Raw genomic sequence first — 14,915 nt, forward strand, 5'->3', positions numbered from 1 at the left:
CCGGGCCAGAACTCCGCGCAAGCCCCGCCGAAGGCTCCGCGCGGCCTGATCTCACCCCTGGGCCCTACGCTGGACACATGAGTACGACGATCCACCGGGGCACCGCCCGAGGCCTGCCGGAGTGGGACCGCTGCGCGGTCATGGGCGTGGTCAACGTGACCCCCGACTCCTTCTCCGACGGCGGCCGCTGGTTCGACACCACGGCCGCCGTCAAACACGGCCTCGACCTCGCCGCCCAAGGCGCCGACCTCGTCGACGTCGGCGGCGAGTCCACCCGCCCCGGCGCCACCCGCGTCGACGAGGAGGAAGAACTCCGCCGCGTCGTCCCCGTCGTCCGCGGCCTCGCCGCCGAAGGCGTCACCGTCTCCGTCGACACCATGCGCGCCCACGTCGCCGCCCGCGCGGTCGAAGCCGGCGCGACCCTCGTCAACGACGTCAGCGGCGGCCTCGCCGACCCCGAGATGGTCCCCGCGGTCGCCGCCGCCGAGGTCCCCTTCGTCGTCATGCACTGGCGCGGTTTCAGCCAGGACATGAACAGCCTCGCCGTGTACGACGACGTCGTCGGCGAAGTCCTCGGCGAACTCCGCACCCGCCTGGACGCCGTCGTCACCGGCGGCATCGACCCCGAGCGCATCGTCGTCGACCCCGGCCTCGGCTTCGCCAAACTCGCCCCCCACGACCTGGCCCTCGTCGCCCACCTCCCCGAGCTCCACGCCCTCGGCCGCCCCCTCCTCGTCGCCGCCTCCCGCAAACGCTTCCTCGGCCACGTCCTCACCCGCGAAGGCTCCACACCACCACCCGCCCGCGAACGCGACGCCGCCACCGCCGCCGTCTCCGCCCTCGCCGCCCACGCGGGCGCGTGGGCCGTCCGCGTCCACGAGGTCAGGGCCACCGCCGACGCCGTCCGGGTCGCCCGAGCCATCGAGGGAGCCGCGTGAGCCGCACAGACCGCACCACCGACGAGGGAGCCGCGTGAGCCGCACAGACCGCACCACCGACGAGGCAGCCGTGGAAGCCGCCAACACCGCCTTCTACGAGGCGATGGAAACCGGCGACTTCGAAGGCGTCTCCGCCCTCTGGCTCAACGACGGCACCACCCCCATCACCTGCGTCCACCCCGGCTGGCCCGTCCTCACCGGCCGCGGCGAGGTGCTCCGCTCGTACGCGCTGATCATGGCGAACACCGAGTACATCCAGTTCTTCCTCACCGACCTGGAGATCTCCCTGGCCGACGACACCGCGGTCGTCACCTGCACCGAGAACATCCTCAGCGGCGGCCCCGCCGAGGACGGCGCCGAGCTCGGCCCCCTCGTCGGCCAGCTCGTGGTCGCCACCAACGTGTTCCGCCGCACACCCGACGGCTGGAAACTCTGGTCACACCACGCCTCCCCCGTCCTCACGGACGACGACGCCGACGGCTCCGACACCCCCGAAGGCCCCGGCGTGGACGGCACCGAACCCCCCGCCTGACCCGCCCACCGCCCCCGAGGGCAAGCGCTGTCGGTCCCCGCAGGTAGATTCGAGAGTGGACACCCGGCCGTCCGCACCCGGTTGCGTGGCCACCCGAACTACGACAGCAGGAGTGATTCGCGTGGATCGTGTCGCGCTGCGCGGCCTCAAGGCCCGAGGCCACCACGGCGTCTTCCCCAAGGAGCGCGAGGAGGGCCAGACCTTCATCGTGGACCTGGTCCTCGGCCTGGACACCCGCCCCGCGGCGGCCGACGACGACCTGGCGAAGACCGTGCACTACGGCATCGTCGCCGAAGAGGTCGTCGACGTCGTCCAGGGCGAACCCGTCGACCTCATCGAAACCCTCGCCGAGCGCATCGCCCAGCAATGCCTCAGCCACGCCGGGGTCCAGGAGGTGGAAGTCGTCGTCCACAAGCCGGACGCCCCCATCACCGTGCCCTTCGACGACGTCACCATCACGATCACCCGGAGCCGACGATGAAGCCGACGCAGAGCGACCCCACCGTCCAGCCCGTACCGGCCTCCGTCGTCGCCACCGTCGACGCCGCCGACACCACCCTCTCCAACCCCCGCTGGGCCGTCCTCGCCTTCGGCGCCAACCTCGGCAACCGCCTGGAGACCCTCCAAGGGGCCGTCGACGCCCTCGCGGACACCCCCGGCCTCCGGGTCAAGGCCGTCTCCCCCGTCTACGAGACGGAGCCCTGGGGCGTCGAGCCCGGCAGCCAGCCCTCGTACCTCAACGCCGTGGCACTCGTACGGACCACCCTCCCGCCCTCCTCGCTCCTGGAGCGCGCCCACGCCGTCGAAGAGGCCTTCCACCGGGTCCGCGAGGAGCGCTGGGGCGCCCGCACCCTCGACGTCGACATCATCGCGTACGCCGACGTCGTCTCCGAGGACCCCGTCCTCACCCTCCCGCACCCGCGAGCCCACCAGCGCGCCTTCGTCCTCGCCCCCTGGCACGACGTCGACCCCGAGGCCCAGCTCCCCGGCCACGGCCCGGTGGCCGACCTCCTCACCGCCGTCGGCAGCGCCGGCGTCACTCCCCGTGTCGATCTGGAACTCCGTCTGCCCGAGTAGTCGTTAGGCTCGTGGCAGACCGACCCGCGACCACGTGAAGGACACCCGGTGAAACAACTGAGGCTCAAGGTGCTCACCGGACTGTTCCTCGTGGCCGGAATCCTCTCCTGGGGTGCCGCCCGGCTCTGGGACTCGGTCGGCACCCTCCCCAGCGTGCCGATCGCCGCGCCCATCGTCCTCGCCGTGATCGCCGTCATCCTCACCGCGACGGCCCTCTCGATCCGCGCCCGCCTCAAGGCCCAGCGCGAGCGGCGCCCCGGCGCCAAGGGCGTCGAACCCCTCATGGCCGCCCGCGCCGTCGTCTTCGGCCAGGCCAGCGCCCTCGTCGCCGCCCTCGTCGCCGGCATGTACGGCGGCACGGGCGTCTTCCTCCTCGGCTCCCTCGACGTCCCCGCCCGCCGCGACCAGGCCCTCTACGCCGCCCTCGCCGTCGCCGCCGGCATCGCCGTCATCACCGCCGCCCTCTTCCTCGAACGCGTCTGCAAGCTCCCGGAGGACGACGACAAGAACCAGGCCCCGGCGGCCTAGGGCCTGTCTGACAATTCCCGTCGGATCAGGCTGGGGCGTTCGGTGCGTGCGATCGGCGTGCGGCCGGGGCGCCCTCGTAGCGGAGCTACTTGGGCGTTTCGGCCGTGCGGCGAGCGTGCGTGCCGGGCGGTCCGGACCCGACGGGAATCGTCAGACAGGCCCTAGCTCCCTACCAGGGCTCGCGCGCGAGGTGCCCGTTCACCAGAAAGGTGGGGTTTCGAAGGTCTCGATGTCCCGTAGGACCACCCTGGGGAAGCGTTGCCTCATGTGGTGGGCGTCCCCGCCGACGTGGCGCCGCAGCGCATCGGAGAGGTACGGAAGAGACCACCCGCACGCGGAAGCCGGGCAGGTCCCGCTTCAGACAGCCCGACGGCCGGGTCATCGCCTCCAGGCGGGCCGACAGGCCTGTGCAGGCCGTCCAGCGTCCACAGGACGCTGCCCGGAACCACGTTCTTGGCCTGCGCGCAGCCGCCCACCAGGTCGACCAGCATCTTGCTGGTCGGCCCGTACCCCATGGCGCCCCCTTGATCAGCGATGAACTCCGCTGATCAAGGACGCTATGGAGCAAGCCGGACGGTCCGCTACTAGCGGGCCAGTATCAGGGACATGGCCTCGGCACGCGTGGTGGCGTCACGAAGTTGCCCACGGACCGCCGAGGTCGTCGTCTTCGCTCCCGGCTTGCGGATGCCGCGCAGGGACATGCACATGTGCTCGGCCTCGATCACGACGATCGCACCTCGGGCCTCGAGGATCTTCATCAGCGAATCGGCGATCTGCGTGGTCAGCCGCTCCTGGACCTGCGGCCGCCGCGCGAAGACGTCGACCAGACGGGCCAGCTTCGAGAGCCCCGTGATCTTGCCGCTCTCCGCCGGGATGTAGCCCACATGCGCCACACCATGGAACGGGAGCAGATGATGTTCGCAGAACGATACGAGCTCGATGTCCTTCACCAGGACCATTTCGTCGTGACCCAGGTCAAAAGTCGTGGTCAGGACGTCTTCTGGCGCTTGCCGCATCCCCGCCAGCAATTCCCTGTACGCGCGTGCAACGCGTGCAGGGGTCTGCTGCAAACCCTCGCGGTCCGGGTCCTCGCCGACCGCGATGAGGAGCTCTCGTACGGCGTTCTCGGCGCGCTTCTCGTCGAACTCGCCGATCGTGCCCTCGCCGTCCAGCGTCACCGGGTCGGTCATCCTGTGCCTCGTTCCGTCTGACTGTGTGTGCGCGAAGTGGCCACGCCCCCACAGGCTAGAACCTGTGGGGGCGTGGCATCCATTCCGGGGTGGCCGGGCGGTCAGTCCTCGGGGGTGTCGACCGGGGCGATGTCGATGCCCTTGGTCGTGTCCACGGGGGTGGCCGAGCCGTTCGCCGTGCCGTTGGCGCTGTTCGTCAGGGCGAGCTCCTTGGGGGAGAGCACCGGCGGACGCGTGGAGGGCGTGCGGCGGGAGGAGCCGGTCCAGGCCGGGCGGGCCGGGCGCTTGACGATGGGGGCGAAGATCTCGGCGATCTCCTCCTTGCCCAGCGTCTCCTTCTCGAGGAGCGCGAGGACCAGGTTGTCGAGGAGGTCGCGGTTCTCGACGAGGATCTCCCAGGCCTCGTTGTGCGCGGTCTCGATGAGCTTCTTGACCTCTTCGTCGACCAGCGCCGCGACCTCTTCCGAGTAGTCGCGCTGGTGCGCCATCTCGCGGCCGAGGAACGGCTCCGTGTTATCGCCGCCGAACTTGATGGCGCCGAGCCGCTCGGTCATGCCGTACTGGGTGACCATCGCGCGGGCCGTGGCGGTGGCCTTCTCGATGTCGTTCGCCGCGCCCGTGGTCGGGTCGTGGAAGACGAGCTCCTCGGCCGCGCGGCCGCCCAGCATGTAGGCGAGCTGGTCGAGCATCTCGTTGCGGGTGGTCGAGTACTTGTCCTCGTCCGGGAGGACCATCGTGTAGCCCAGGGCGCGGCCGCGGGACAGGATGGTGATCTTGTGGACGGGGTCGGAGTTCGGCGAGGCCGCCGCGACCAGGGCGTGGCCGCCCTCGTGGTACGCGGTGATCTTCTTCTCCTTGTCCGACATGATCCGGGTCCGCTTCTGCGGGCCCGCGACCACACGGTCGATCGCCTCGTCCAGAGCCTTGTTGTCGATCAGCTTCTGGTCGCTGCGGGCGGTGAGGAGCGCCGCCTCGTTGAGGACGTTGGAGAGGTCGGCACCGGTGAAGCCGGGGGTGCGTCGGGCGACGGCGCCGAGGTCGACGTCCGGGGCGACCGGCTTGCCCTTCTGGTGGACCTTGAGGATCTCCAGGCGGCCCTGCATGTCCGGGCGGTCGACGGCGATCTGCCGGTCGAAGCGGCCGGGGCGCAGGAGGGCGGGGTCGAGGATGTCGGGGCGGTTCGTCGCCGCGATGAGGATGACACCGCCCTTGACGTCGAAGCCGTCCATCTCGACGAGGAGCTGGTTGAGGGTCTGTTCGCGCTCGTCGTGGCCGCCGCCGAGGCCGGCGCCGCGGTGGCGTCCGACGGCGTCGATCTCGTCGACGAAGACGATGGCGGGCGCGTTGGCCTTGGCCTGTTCGAAGAGGTCGCGGACGCGGCTGGCGCCGACGCCGACGAACATCTCGACGAAGTCGGAGCCGGAGATCGAGTAGAACGGCACGCCGGCCTCGCCGGCGACGGCGCGCGCGAGGAGCGTCTTGCCGGTTCCGGGCGGGCCGTAGAGCAGGACGCCCTTGGGGATCTTGGCGCCGACGGCCTGGAACTTCGCGGGCTCCTGGAGGAATTCCTTGATCTCGTGGAGTTCCTCGACGGCCTCGTCCGAGCCTGCGACGTCGGCGAAGGTGGTCTTCGGCGTGTCCTTGGTGATGAGCTTGGCCTTGGACTTGCCGAACTGCATGACGCGGGAGCCGCCGCCCTGCATCTGGTTCATCAGGAAGAGGAAGACGACCACGATGAGGACGAAGGGGAGGAGCGAGAGCAGGATCGAGACGAAGGGCGACTGCTTCGTCGGGGAGACGGTGTAGCCCTTCTCGATCTGCCCGGCTTCGAACTTCTCCTGGAGCTTGTCGGCGACGTCCACGCCCTGGCTGCCGATGTAGCTGGCCTGGACCTTGCTGCTCTTGTCGATCTTCTGGCCGTCGATGAGCTCGATCTTGATGATCTGCTCGTCGCCGGTGGTGACCTTTGCCTGCTTGACCTGGTTCTTGTCGATCGCCTGGACGACCTTGCCGGTGTCCACCGTCTTGTAGCCCTCGGACGAGCCGACGACCTGCATCAGCACGACCACGGCGAGGACGGCCAGCACGATCCACATGACCGGCCCACGGAAGTATCGCTTCACGTCCATCCATACGGAGCGAGTACGCCCCGTCCCTCCTGCCCGTAGGAAAATGCTGCTGTGAGTGCTGCTGTGTGAAAAAGCTGTTCTTCGGACGGTACCTCAGCATCGTCGCCCGCGACCGCCTTCCCGTGGTTCAACGGAGGGAAGGCGGTGCGGGTTCCCCGAACGGCGGGATCGTCCGCGGAGCGGTCAGCCGCCGTAGACGTGCGGGGCGAGCGTGCCGACGAACGGAAGGTTCCGGTACTTCTCGGCGTAGTCGAGGCCGTAGCCGACGACGAACTCGTTGGGGATGTCGAAGCCGATCCACTTGACGTCGATGGCGACCTTGGCGGCCTCGGGCTTGCGCAGCAGGGTGCACACCTCGAGGGAGGCGGGCTCGCGCGAGCCGAGGTTCGACAGGAGCCAGGACAGGGTCAGGCCGGAGTCGATGATGTCCTCGACGATCAGGACGTGCTTGCCCTTGATGTCGGTGTCGAGGTCCTTGAGGATCCTGACGACGCCGGAGGACTGGGTGCCGGCGCCGTAGGAGGAGACGGCCATCCAGTCCATGGTGACGGGGGTGGAAAGGGCGCGAGCCAGATCCGCCATCACCATCACGGCGCCCTTGAGGACACCGACGATGAGCAGGTCCTTGCCCGCGTATTCCGCGTCGATCTTCGCGGCCAGCTCTGCCAGCTTGGCGTCGATCTCTTCCTTGGTGATGAGCACCGACTGGAGGTCGGTGCCCATGTCCTTCTCGTTCACCCGGGTCACTTTCGTTGCAGCGTGCGTCAGCCTTGCCGGATGACCAGTCTGCCACCCTGGCGGCGGGCTTCGACGCGTCCGGGCAGGTTGATGGCTCCCTGGCCGCGCCATCCGGTGATGAGCCGGTCGACTTCCTCGATGTGCCGGGCGAAGAGGGAGCCGGCGGGGGCGCCCTCCGCGATGACGGCGCGGCGCAGGACGCGGCGGCGTACGGCGGGGGGCAGCCCGAAGAGCTTGGCGCATTCGAGGGCGCCCGCCTCGTCGCGTACGGCGGTCTCGGCGTCGGCGGCCCAGGTGTCGAGGGCGTCGGCGTCGTCGCGGGAGAGCTGGGCCGTTCGGGCGAGGGCTTCGACGACGCCTTTGCCGAGGGCCTTTTCGAGGGCGGGGAGGCCTTCGTGGCGGAGCCGGGAGCGGGTGTAGGCGGGGTCGCTGTTGTGGGGGTCGTCCCAGACGGCGAGTTCCTGTGCGACGCAGGCCTTGCGGACGGTCTGGCGGTCGAGCTGGAGGAAGGGGCGCCGGTAGCGGCCGGAGGTGCCGGAGATCGCGGCCATGCCGGAGAGCGAGCGGATGCCGGAGCCGCGGGCGAGCCCGAGCAGGACGGTTTCCGCTTGGTCGTCGCGGGTGTGGCCGAGGAGGATCGCGGCGGCTCCGTGGCGCTCGGCGGCGGCGTCGAGCGCCGCGTACCGGGCGTCGCGGGCGGCGGCCTCGGGGCCTCCTTCGCGGCCGACGGTGACGGAGACGGCCTCGGAGGGGGTGAGGCCGAGCGCGGCCATGCGTCCGGCGACCTCGGTGGCCCGGTGGTCGGAGCCGTCCTGGAGGCCGTGGTCGACGGTGATGCCGCCGGCGCGCACGGGAAGCTTGCGGGCCTCGAAGGCGAGGGCGGAGGCGAGCGCCATGGAGTCGGCGCCTCCGGAGCAGGCGACGAGCACGAGGGGTGGGTGCGCGTCGGGTGTGGTGGGGTCGGTCTGGTGCTCGGTGAGAACGTCGTGGAGTACGCGGCGGACCGCCAGGCGTATCGCCGCGACCGCAGGATGGGGACCCATGTCCGGTGCCCTTCGTGATGGGGTGGGGTGCCTCGGTCGGAGTCTTAACGGTCGGAAAGGGGGGTTCGGTCACTCAGAGTGCGTCGATGGTGACAGAAACCCGGCCGTTACCCGAGCATTGCACGCCTCACCCCCTACCCAGGGTCCCTCGGATGGGTGATTGGCGGGGTGTTCTCACGTGTTCCTATGCCGTCTGACGCACCGGTCTCACGAGTCTGCCTTACGGTGCACCCTCGCGATCCAGTCGGCGGGGGCGGCGATCTCCGCCTTGGTGGGGAGCGTGTTGGGGGAGGTCCACACGCGGTTGAAGCCGTCCATGCCGACCTGGTCGACGACGGCGCGGACGAAGCGCTCGCCGTCGCGGTACTGGCGGAGCTTGGCGTCGAGGCCGAGGAGTTTGCGCAGGGCGAGGTCGAGGCGGGAGGCGCCGCGGGCGCGGCGCTCCTTGAACTTCTCGCGGATCTCGGCGACGGAGGGCACGACCTGGGGTCCGACACCGTCCATGACGTAGTCGGCGTGGCCTTCGAGGAGGGACATGACGGCGGTGAGGCGGCCGAGGATCTCGCGCTGTTCGGGGGTCTGGACGAGTTCGACGAGGGAGGGGGAGGGCTCGCCCTCCTCGCCTTCGGGGCGGCCGCCGGCGAGGGTCTGGGCGGCTTCGCGGAGGCGTTCGACGACGGTGCCGGGGTCGACGTCGGTGGCGCTGAGGAACGACTGGATTTCGCCCCGGAGGTGGTCGCGGAGCCAGGGGACGGCGGTGAACTGGGTGCGGTGGGTCTCCTCGTGGAGGCAGACCCAGAGCCGGAAGTCGTGCGGGGTGACGTCGAGCTCGCGTTCGACGTGGACGATGTTGGGTGCGACGAGGAGGAGGCGTCCGCCGCCTTCGCTGCTTCCCGGGAGGTCGCGGGTGGTGGGGGCGAAGGTCTCGTACTGGCCGAGGATGCGGGAGGCCAGGAAGGACAGGAGCATGCCGAGCTCGACGCCGGTGATCTTGCCGCCGAAGGCGCCGAGGACGGCGCCGCCCGGGGTGCCGGCGCGGCGGTCCTGCATCTTGTCGAGGAGCGGGGTGAGGAGTTCGCGGAAGCCGGCGACGTTGGCCTTGATCCAGCCGGCGCGGTCGACGACGAGGACGGGTGTGTCGTGGGGTTCGGTGCCTTCGGGGATCATCCGCGTGAAGGCGCGGACGTGTTCCTCTGACGCCTTGGCGTGCCTGCGGAGTTCGGCGACGACCTCGCGGGCCTCGTCGCGGCTGACTTCGGGTCCGGGCCGCACGAGGCGGGTCGCGGTCGCGACCGCGAGGTTCCAGTCGACCATCCCGGATGTGCCTGCGCCACCGATGCTCGTCATGCGTCAACCGTACGGTCTCGGCGCCGGATCGGTGTCGGTTCGGTGCGGGTCGGTGGTGGTCCGGGTCGGTGTCAGCCGGCTTCGGCCAGGGCGGCGGAGAGCCGGTCGAGGGCGGGCTGGGCCTCGTACGGGGAGGGGGTGCGGCCGGCGAGGAAGGCGAAGGCGAGGAGGCGGCCGTCGGGGGTGACGACGGTGCCGGCGAGCGTGTTGACGCCGGTGAGGGTGCCGGTCTTGGCGCGGACGAGGCCGGCGCCCGGGGAGCCCGGGTCGTAGCGGCCGGCGAGGGTGCCGGTGAAGCCGCCGACGGGGAGGCCGGTGAGGAGGGGGCGCAGGGCGGGGCGGGCGGGGTCGGCCGCGCGGGTGAGGAGGCCGGTGAGGAGGGCGGCGGAGACCCGGTCGCGGCGGTCGAGTCCGCTGCCGTCGGCGAAGCGGGCTCCGGCGACGGGCAGGCCGAGGCGGGCGATCTCGTCGCGTACGGCCCGCTCGGCGCCCTGGAAGCTGGCGGGGCGTTCGTGGGCGAGGGCGGTCTGCCGGGCGAGGGCCTCGGCGAGGTCGTTGTCGCTGTGGGTCAGGGTGCGCTCGGCGAGGTCGGCGAGGGGCGCGGAGTGGGTGCGGGCGAGGGGTTCGGCCTTCGGGGTGCGGCCGGGGGCGGGGTCGCCGGTGACCTGGACGCCGGCCCGGGCGAGGAGGCCGGCGAAGGCCCTGGCGGTGTCGCCGGCGGGGTCGGCGGTGCGGGGTGCGGGGCCGCTGCGGCTGTCGTCGAGGCGGCCCTCGTCGGTCATGAGGGCGACGACGGGGGCGATGTTCTCGTTGGGGCCGATGGGGTGGAGCTGGGGGCCTTGGTAGAGGTGCGTGTCGTACGTGAGGCGTACGGAGGTGTGGCCGCGTCGTGTGAGGGCGCGGGCGGTGTCGGTGGCGAGGGCGGCCAGGCGGGCCGGGTCGAGGGTGGGGTCGCCGCCGCCGGTGAGGGTGACGGTGCGGCCGTCGGGGGTGGCGGTGACGGTGGTGGCGATGCGGTGGTCGGTGCCGAGGGCGGAGAGCGCGGCCGCGACGGTGGCGATCTTGACGGTGGAGGCGGGGGTCATCGGGGTGCCGGTGCCTTCGCCGTACAGCTGCCGGCCGGTGGCCGTGTCGACGACGGAGGCGGTGCGGAGGGGGCCGAGGCCGGGGTCGCCGAGGAGCGGGACGAGGACGGCGGCGAGGTCGGCGGGGCGCCCGGCGGGCGCGGGGGCGTGCAGGGCGGTGAGGACGCCGGGGGCGCTGGGCGCGGGGGCGGGGCGGCGGGGTGCGGGGGGCGCGGGGGCGGGGGCGTGACGCGTGCCACCCGCCTCGGGGGCGGCGGCGCGGGCCCGTTCGGCCGTACGCTGACCTCCGTCCCATGGTCCGGCCGCGGTCACCGCTGCGGCCGCCAGGGCGAGTCCGAGGGCTGCGGAGCCCGCCGTGAGCTGCCACGTTCTCGGCTGCGGCATCTGCTGACCAGCCCCTTTCGCGATCACACACGTGCGTGAGGGACACTTAATCACCGCGCGCCGTCGCGAGCATTCACTTGTGTTGATTCAGGAGGAGCCACCCGTGGAGTTCGACGTTCTCATCGAGATCCCCAAGGGATCGCGGAACAAGTACGAGGTCGACCACGAGACCGGTCGCATCCGTCTGGACCGTCGTCTCTTCACGTCGACGGCCTACCCGACCGACTACGGCTACGTCGAGAACACCCTGGGTGAGGACGGCGACCCGCTGGACGCGCTCGTCATCCTCGACGAGCCCACCTTCCCGGGCTGCCTGATCAAGTGCCGCGCCATCGGCATGTTCCGCATGACGGACGAGGCCGGCGGCGACGACAAGCTGCTGTGCGTCCCGGCGACGGACCCGCGCATGGAGCACCTGCGCGACATCCACCACGTGGCCGAGTTCGACCGCCTGGAGATCCAGCACTTCTTCGAGGTCTACAAGGACCTGGAGCCCGGCAAGTCCGTCGAGGGCGCCGACTGGGTCGGCCGCGCCGAGGCCGAGGCGGAGATCGAGAAGTCCTACGCGCGCGCCAAGGAGCAGGGCGGCCACTGAGCCCGTGCTGTCGTGATCGTGTGAAGGCGGTGCACCTCTCCCGGGTGTACCGCCTTTCGCACGTCCGTCGCACCTTCATACTGGAATCCACGATTCCCTGGGGATGAGGCGGAGAGAGTGGTGGCGGAGCCGGAGGGCCCCGAGGAGGAGGCTCCGGAGGACCGGAAGCCCCCGTCGGACGAGGCGCGCAGCGCGTTCGTGCCGCCGGCCGGGGTGGAGCAGCCCGCACCGCCCGAGGAGGAGCATCCGACCTCCGAGTTCGCGCTGCCCGCCGGTCTGACGCCGGAGCCGCCGCCGGAGCAGGAGGGTTCGGCGTTCGCGCCGCCGGCGACGTACTCGTCGAAGACCTCGCCGGCCGTGTTCACTCCGGCGTACGGGGTCCCCCTGGTGCGGATCTCGCAGGACGCGCCGTGGCAGGACCGGATGCGGACCATGCTGCGGCTGCCGGTGCACGAGCGGCCGGTGCCGGAGGCGTCCCGCAAGGAGGACGAGTCGGGGCCGTCGGTGCCGCGTGTGCTCGACCTGACCCTGCGTATCGGCGAGCTGCTGCTCGCGGGCGGTGAGGGCGCCGAGGACGTCGAGGCGGCGATGTTCGCCATCTGCCGCTCGTACGGTCTCGACCGGGTGGAGCCGACGGTGACGTTCACCCTGTTGTCCGTCACGTACCAGCCGTCGCTCGTGGACGACCCGATCACGGCGAACCGGACGGTACGGCGCCGGGGGACGGACTACACCCGGCTCGCGGCGGTGTACCAGCTGCTCTCGGACATCAACGCGCGGGCGCACGAGGTGTCGCCGGAGGAGGCGTACCGGCGGCTCGCGGAGATACGGCGCAACCGGCATCCGTATCCGGGATGGGTGCTGACGGCGGCGGCCGGCGTCCTCGCCGGCGCGGCCTCGGTGCTGCTCGGCGGCGGGGCGACGGTGTTCCTGGTGGCGGCGCTGGGCGCGGTGCTCGGTGACCGTCTGGCGTGGCTGTGCGCGGGGCGGGGGCTGCCGGAGTTCTACCAGTTCCTGGTGGCGGCGATGCCGCCGGCGGCGATGGGGGTGCTCCTGACGCTGCTGCACGCGGACCTGCGGCCGTCGGCGGTGATCACCGGTGGTCTGTTCGCGCTGATTCCGGGCCGGGCGCTGGTGGCGGCCGTGCAGGACGGTCTGACCGGTTTCTACATCACGGCCTCGGCCCGGCTCCTGGAGGTCGCGTACTTCTTCGTCGCGATCGTGGTGGGCGTGCTGTCGGTGCTGTACGTCGCCGTGCAGTTCGACGCGCAGCTGAATCCGGAGGGGGTGCTGCGGCCGGTGGAGCGGCCGGTGACGCAGATCCTGGCGTCGATGGTGCTCTGCGCGACCTTCGCGATCCTGTTGCAGCAGTCGCGGTCGACGGTGCTGTTCGCGACGCTGAACGGCGGGGTCGCCTGGGTGATCTACGCGTCCATCGCGGTGACCGCGCAGGCCTCGACGGTGATGGCGACGGCGGTGGCGGCGGGCCTGGTCGGGCTCTTCGGCCAGCTGATCGCCCGCTACCACCACACCTCGTCGCTGCCGTACGTGACGGCGGCGATCGGCCCGCTGCTGCCGGGTTCCGCGACGTATTTCGGGGTGCTCGCCATAGCCCAGAACAACCTGGACCAGGGCTTCGCCTCGCTGGCGAAGGCGGCGGCCCTGGCCCTGGCGATCGCGATCGGGGTGAACCTCGGAAGCGAGCTGGCCCGGCTCTTCATGCAGGCGCCCAGCGCGGCGTCGGCGCGCCGGGCGGCGAAGCGGACCCGAGGCTTCTAGCCCGGGCCCGCGGGCTTGGGAGCCGGTGGGCCCGCGGGCTTCGGGGTTTCGGGTCCGCGGGCTTCGGGTTTCGGGTCCGCGGGCTTCGGATTTCGGTCCCGCGGGCTTCGGGGTTTCGGGCCGGTGGGCCCGCGGGTCGGTGGGCCCGCGGGTCGGGTGCGGGCTCGGGCGTTCCGGTTAGCGCTTGGCGTGGCGGCCGCCGCGGGGCGACCCGGGGTTCGGGGTGCCCGGGGCGTCGTGGTCGTCGGCGGCCTCGGCCTTCTTCGACTGGGAGCGGGCGCGGAGGAGCTCGATGGCGACCGGGATCACGGAGATCAGGACGATGCCGACGAGGATCATCTCGATGTGCCGGTGGACGAACTCGACCTTGCCGAGGGAGGCGCCGAGCAGGGTCACGCCGGCGCCCCACAGCACGCCGCCGATGATGTTGAACGTGATGAACGAGCGGTAGTTCATCCGGCTGACACCGGCGATGATCGGCGTGAACGTCCGCACGATGGGGACGAAGCGGGCCAGGATCAGCGACTTCGGGCCGTGCTTCTCGAAGAACGCGTGCGCCTTCTCGACGTTCTCCTGCTTGAAGAGCTTGGAGTCGGGCCGCTTGAAGAGGGACGGGCCGACCTTCCGGCCGAAGAGGTAGCCGACCTGGTCGCCGACGACGGCGGCGGCCACCACCAGGGTGCACACCAGCCACAGCGGCGTGTCCAGCTTGCCGGTGGTGACGAGGAGGCCGGTGGTGAAGAGGAGCGAGTCGCCGGGCAGGAAGAACCCGATGAGGAGACCGGACTCGGCGAAGACGATCACCAGGACACCGATCAGACCAAAGGTCTGAATCAGATAGTCCGGGTCCAGCCAGCTCGGTCCGAGGGCAAGCGTGTTCACGGGTTCCGGGCTCCTGCGGTCGGTGGGGGCTTGGGGGACGGCTGGCCCCAAGCTATCAACGCCGACCGAACGCCCCCGGTTCCACCCGGCTCCCACGGGATGCGGACCGGGCCCCGGCGCCTGAGGGTGGGGGGTCAGGAGGTGCATGCCGATGGGCATCGAGGAGTACGGCGGCGGCCAGGGGCCGCAGCCCGACGTGCTGGTCGTCACCACGAACGACGTGCCGGGATACGAGGTCAGGCAGGTCATCGGTGAGGTCTTCGGACTCACCGTGCGCTCGCGTCATCTGGGCAGCCAGATCGGTGCGGGGCTGAAGTCGATGATCGGCGGGGAGCTGAAGGGTCTGACGAAGACCCTCGTGGAGACCCGCAACCAGGCGATGGAACGCCTGGTGGAGCAGGCCCGGGCGCGCGGCGCGAACGCCGTGCTGATGTTCCGCTTCGATGTGACGGAGGCGGCGGACGTCGGAACCGAGGTCTGCGCGTACGGCACCGCGGTGGTGATCGCGGAACGCGCCTGACACACGGGGCGCCGGGCGTGCCCGGGCGTCCGGCCGTGCCCGGGCGTTCGGCCGTGCCCGGGCGTCCGAGCATGCCCAGGCGTCCGGGCGTGCCCAGGCGTCCGGGCGTGCCCAGGCGTCCGGGCGTGCCCAGGCGTCCGAGCTGGGC

The 14,915-nt window shown here is 71.3% G+C and carries 15 protein-coding genes; 8 read left to right on the top strand and 7 right to left on the bottom strand.

Annotated elements, in window-relative coordinates; translation table 11 throughout:
• Positions 1-77 precede the first annotated feature (77 nt).
• The 5 genes from folP (at position 78) to AC067A_RS20845 (ending at position 3,075) form a co-directional block, all read left to right on the top strand.
• Positions 78-938, top strand: coding sequence for a dihydropteroate synthase (gene folP, locus AC067A_RS20825; RefSeq protein WP_479243969.1), 861 nt, complete (start codon positions 78-80; stop codon positions 936-938).
• A gap of 103 nt (positions 939-1,041) precedes the next feature.
• On the top strand, positions 1,042-1,470 hold the full coding sequence (locus AC067A_RS20830) for a nuclear transport factor 2 family protein (protein WP_479244141.1): 429 nt from the start codon (positions 1,042-1,044) through the stop codon (positions 1,468-1,470).
• A gap of 121 nt (positions 1,471-1,591) precedes the next feature.
• On the top strand, positions 1,592-1,951 hold the full coding sequence (folB, locus tag AC067A_RS20835) for a dihydroneopterin aldolase (RefSeq protein ID WP_017240053.1): 360 nt from the start codon (positions 1,592-1,594) through the stop codon (positions 1,949-1,951).
• Positions 1,948-2,547, top strand: a complete 600-nt coding sequence (gene folK, locus AC067A_RS20840; RefSeq protein WP_479243970.1) for a 2-amino-4-hydroxy-6-hydroxymethyldihydropteridine diphosphokinase — start codon at positions 1,948-1,950, stop codon at positions 2,545-2,547. Before folB ends, folK begins: the two co-directional genes overlap by 4 nt.
• A gap of 48 nt (positions 2,548-2,595) precedes the next feature.
• Positions 2,596-3,075 (top strand): DUF3180 domain-containing protein, encoded by a 480-nt coding sequence (locus AC067A_RS20845; RefSeq protein ID WP_479243971.1) that lies wholly within the window; start codon positions 2,596-2,598, stop codon positions 3,073-3,075.
• Positions 3,076-3,659: 584 nt separating this feature from the next.
• Here the strand turns inward: AC067A_RS20845 and folE are convergent.
• The 6 genes from folE to dacB form a co-directional block, all read right to left on the bottom strand.
• The gene (folE, locus tag AC067A_RS20850; protein ID WP_479243972.1) at positions 3,660-4,265 is read right to left on the bottom strand and encodes a GTP cyclohydrolase I FolE; all 606 of its coding nucleotides are present in this window, start codon (positions 4,263-4,265) and stop codon (positions 3,660-3,662) included.
• A gap of 101 nt (positions 4,266-4,366) precedes the next feature.
• Positions 4,367-6,394: an ATP-dependent zinc metalloprotease FtsH gene (gene ftsH, locus AC067A_RS20855; protein ID WP_479243973.1), complete on the bottom strand. Its 2,028-nt coding sequence runs from the start codon at positions 6,392-6,394 to the stop codon at positions 4,367-4,369.
• A gap of 183 nt (positions 6,395-6,577) precedes the next feature.
• Complete coding sequence (gene hpt, locus AC067A_RS20860) at positions 6,578-7,117, bottom strand: hypoxanthine phosphoribosyltransferase (protein WP_030219931.1); 540 nt, start codon at positions 7,115-7,117, stop codon at positions 6,578-6,580.
• Positions 7,118-7,158: 41 nt separating this feature from the next.
• Complete coding sequence (gene tilS / locus AC067A_RS20865; protein ID WP_479243974.1) at positions 7,159-8,175, bottom strand: tRNA lysidine(34) synthetase TilS; 1,017 nt, start codon at positions 8,173-8,175, stop codon at positions 7,159-7,161.
• A gap of 207 nt (positions 8,176-8,382) precedes the next feature.
• Entirely contained in the window at positions 8,383-9,522 is a 1,140-nt protein-coding gene (locus AC067A_RS20870; protein WP_479243975.1) for a zinc-dependent metalloprotease, read from the bottom strand.
• A gap of 71 nt (positions 9,523-9,593) precedes the next feature.
• Entirely contained in the window at positions 9,594-10,991 is a 1,398-nt protein-coding gene (dacB, locus tag AC067A_RS20875; protein WP_479243976.1) for a D-alanyl-D-alanine carboxypeptidase/D-alanyl-D-alanine endopeptidase, read from the bottom strand.
• A 103-nt stretch (positions 10,992-11,094) separates the two neighbouring features.
• On the opposite strand from dacB, the gene AC067A_RS20880 reads away from it, so the two are divergent.
• Both AC067A_RS20880 and AC067A_RS20885 read left to right on the top strand, forming a co-directional pair.
• Positions 11,095-11,586 (top strand): inorganic diphosphatase, encoded by a 492-nt coding sequence (locus AC067A_RS20880; protein ID WP_015034462.1) that lies wholly within the window; start codon positions 11,095-11,097, stop codon positions 11,584-11,586.
• A 117-nt stretch (positions 11,587-11,703) separates the two neighbouring features.
• Positions 11,704-13,365, top strand: a complete 1,662-nt coding sequence (locus AC067A_RS20885) for a threonine/serine exporter family protein (RefSeq protein ID WP_479243977.1) — start codon at positions 11,704-11,706, stop codon at positions 13,363-13,365.
• A gap of 177 nt (positions 13,366-13,542) precedes the next feature.
• Here the strand turns inward: AC067A_RS20885 and AC067A_RS20890 are convergent, their stop codons facing one another.
• Positions 13,543-14,247, bottom strand: coding sequence for a DedA family protein (locus tag AC067A_RS20890; RefSeq protein ID WP_479243978.1), 705 nt, complete (start codon positions 14,245-14,247; stop codon positions 13,543-13,545).
• Between the two features lie 151 nt (positions 14,248-14,398).
• Between AC067A_RS20890 and AC067A_RS20895 the strand changes: the two genes are divergently transcribed.
• A complete protein-coding gene (locus AC067A_RS20895) occupies positions 14,399-14,767 on the top strand; it encodes a YbjQ family protein (RefSeq protein WP_479244142.1) in 369 nt (122 codons plus the stop codon).
• Positions 14,768-14,915: the final 148 nt, after the last annotated feature.

Source organism: Streptomyces sp. NPDC043176 (genome assembly GCF_056436715.1).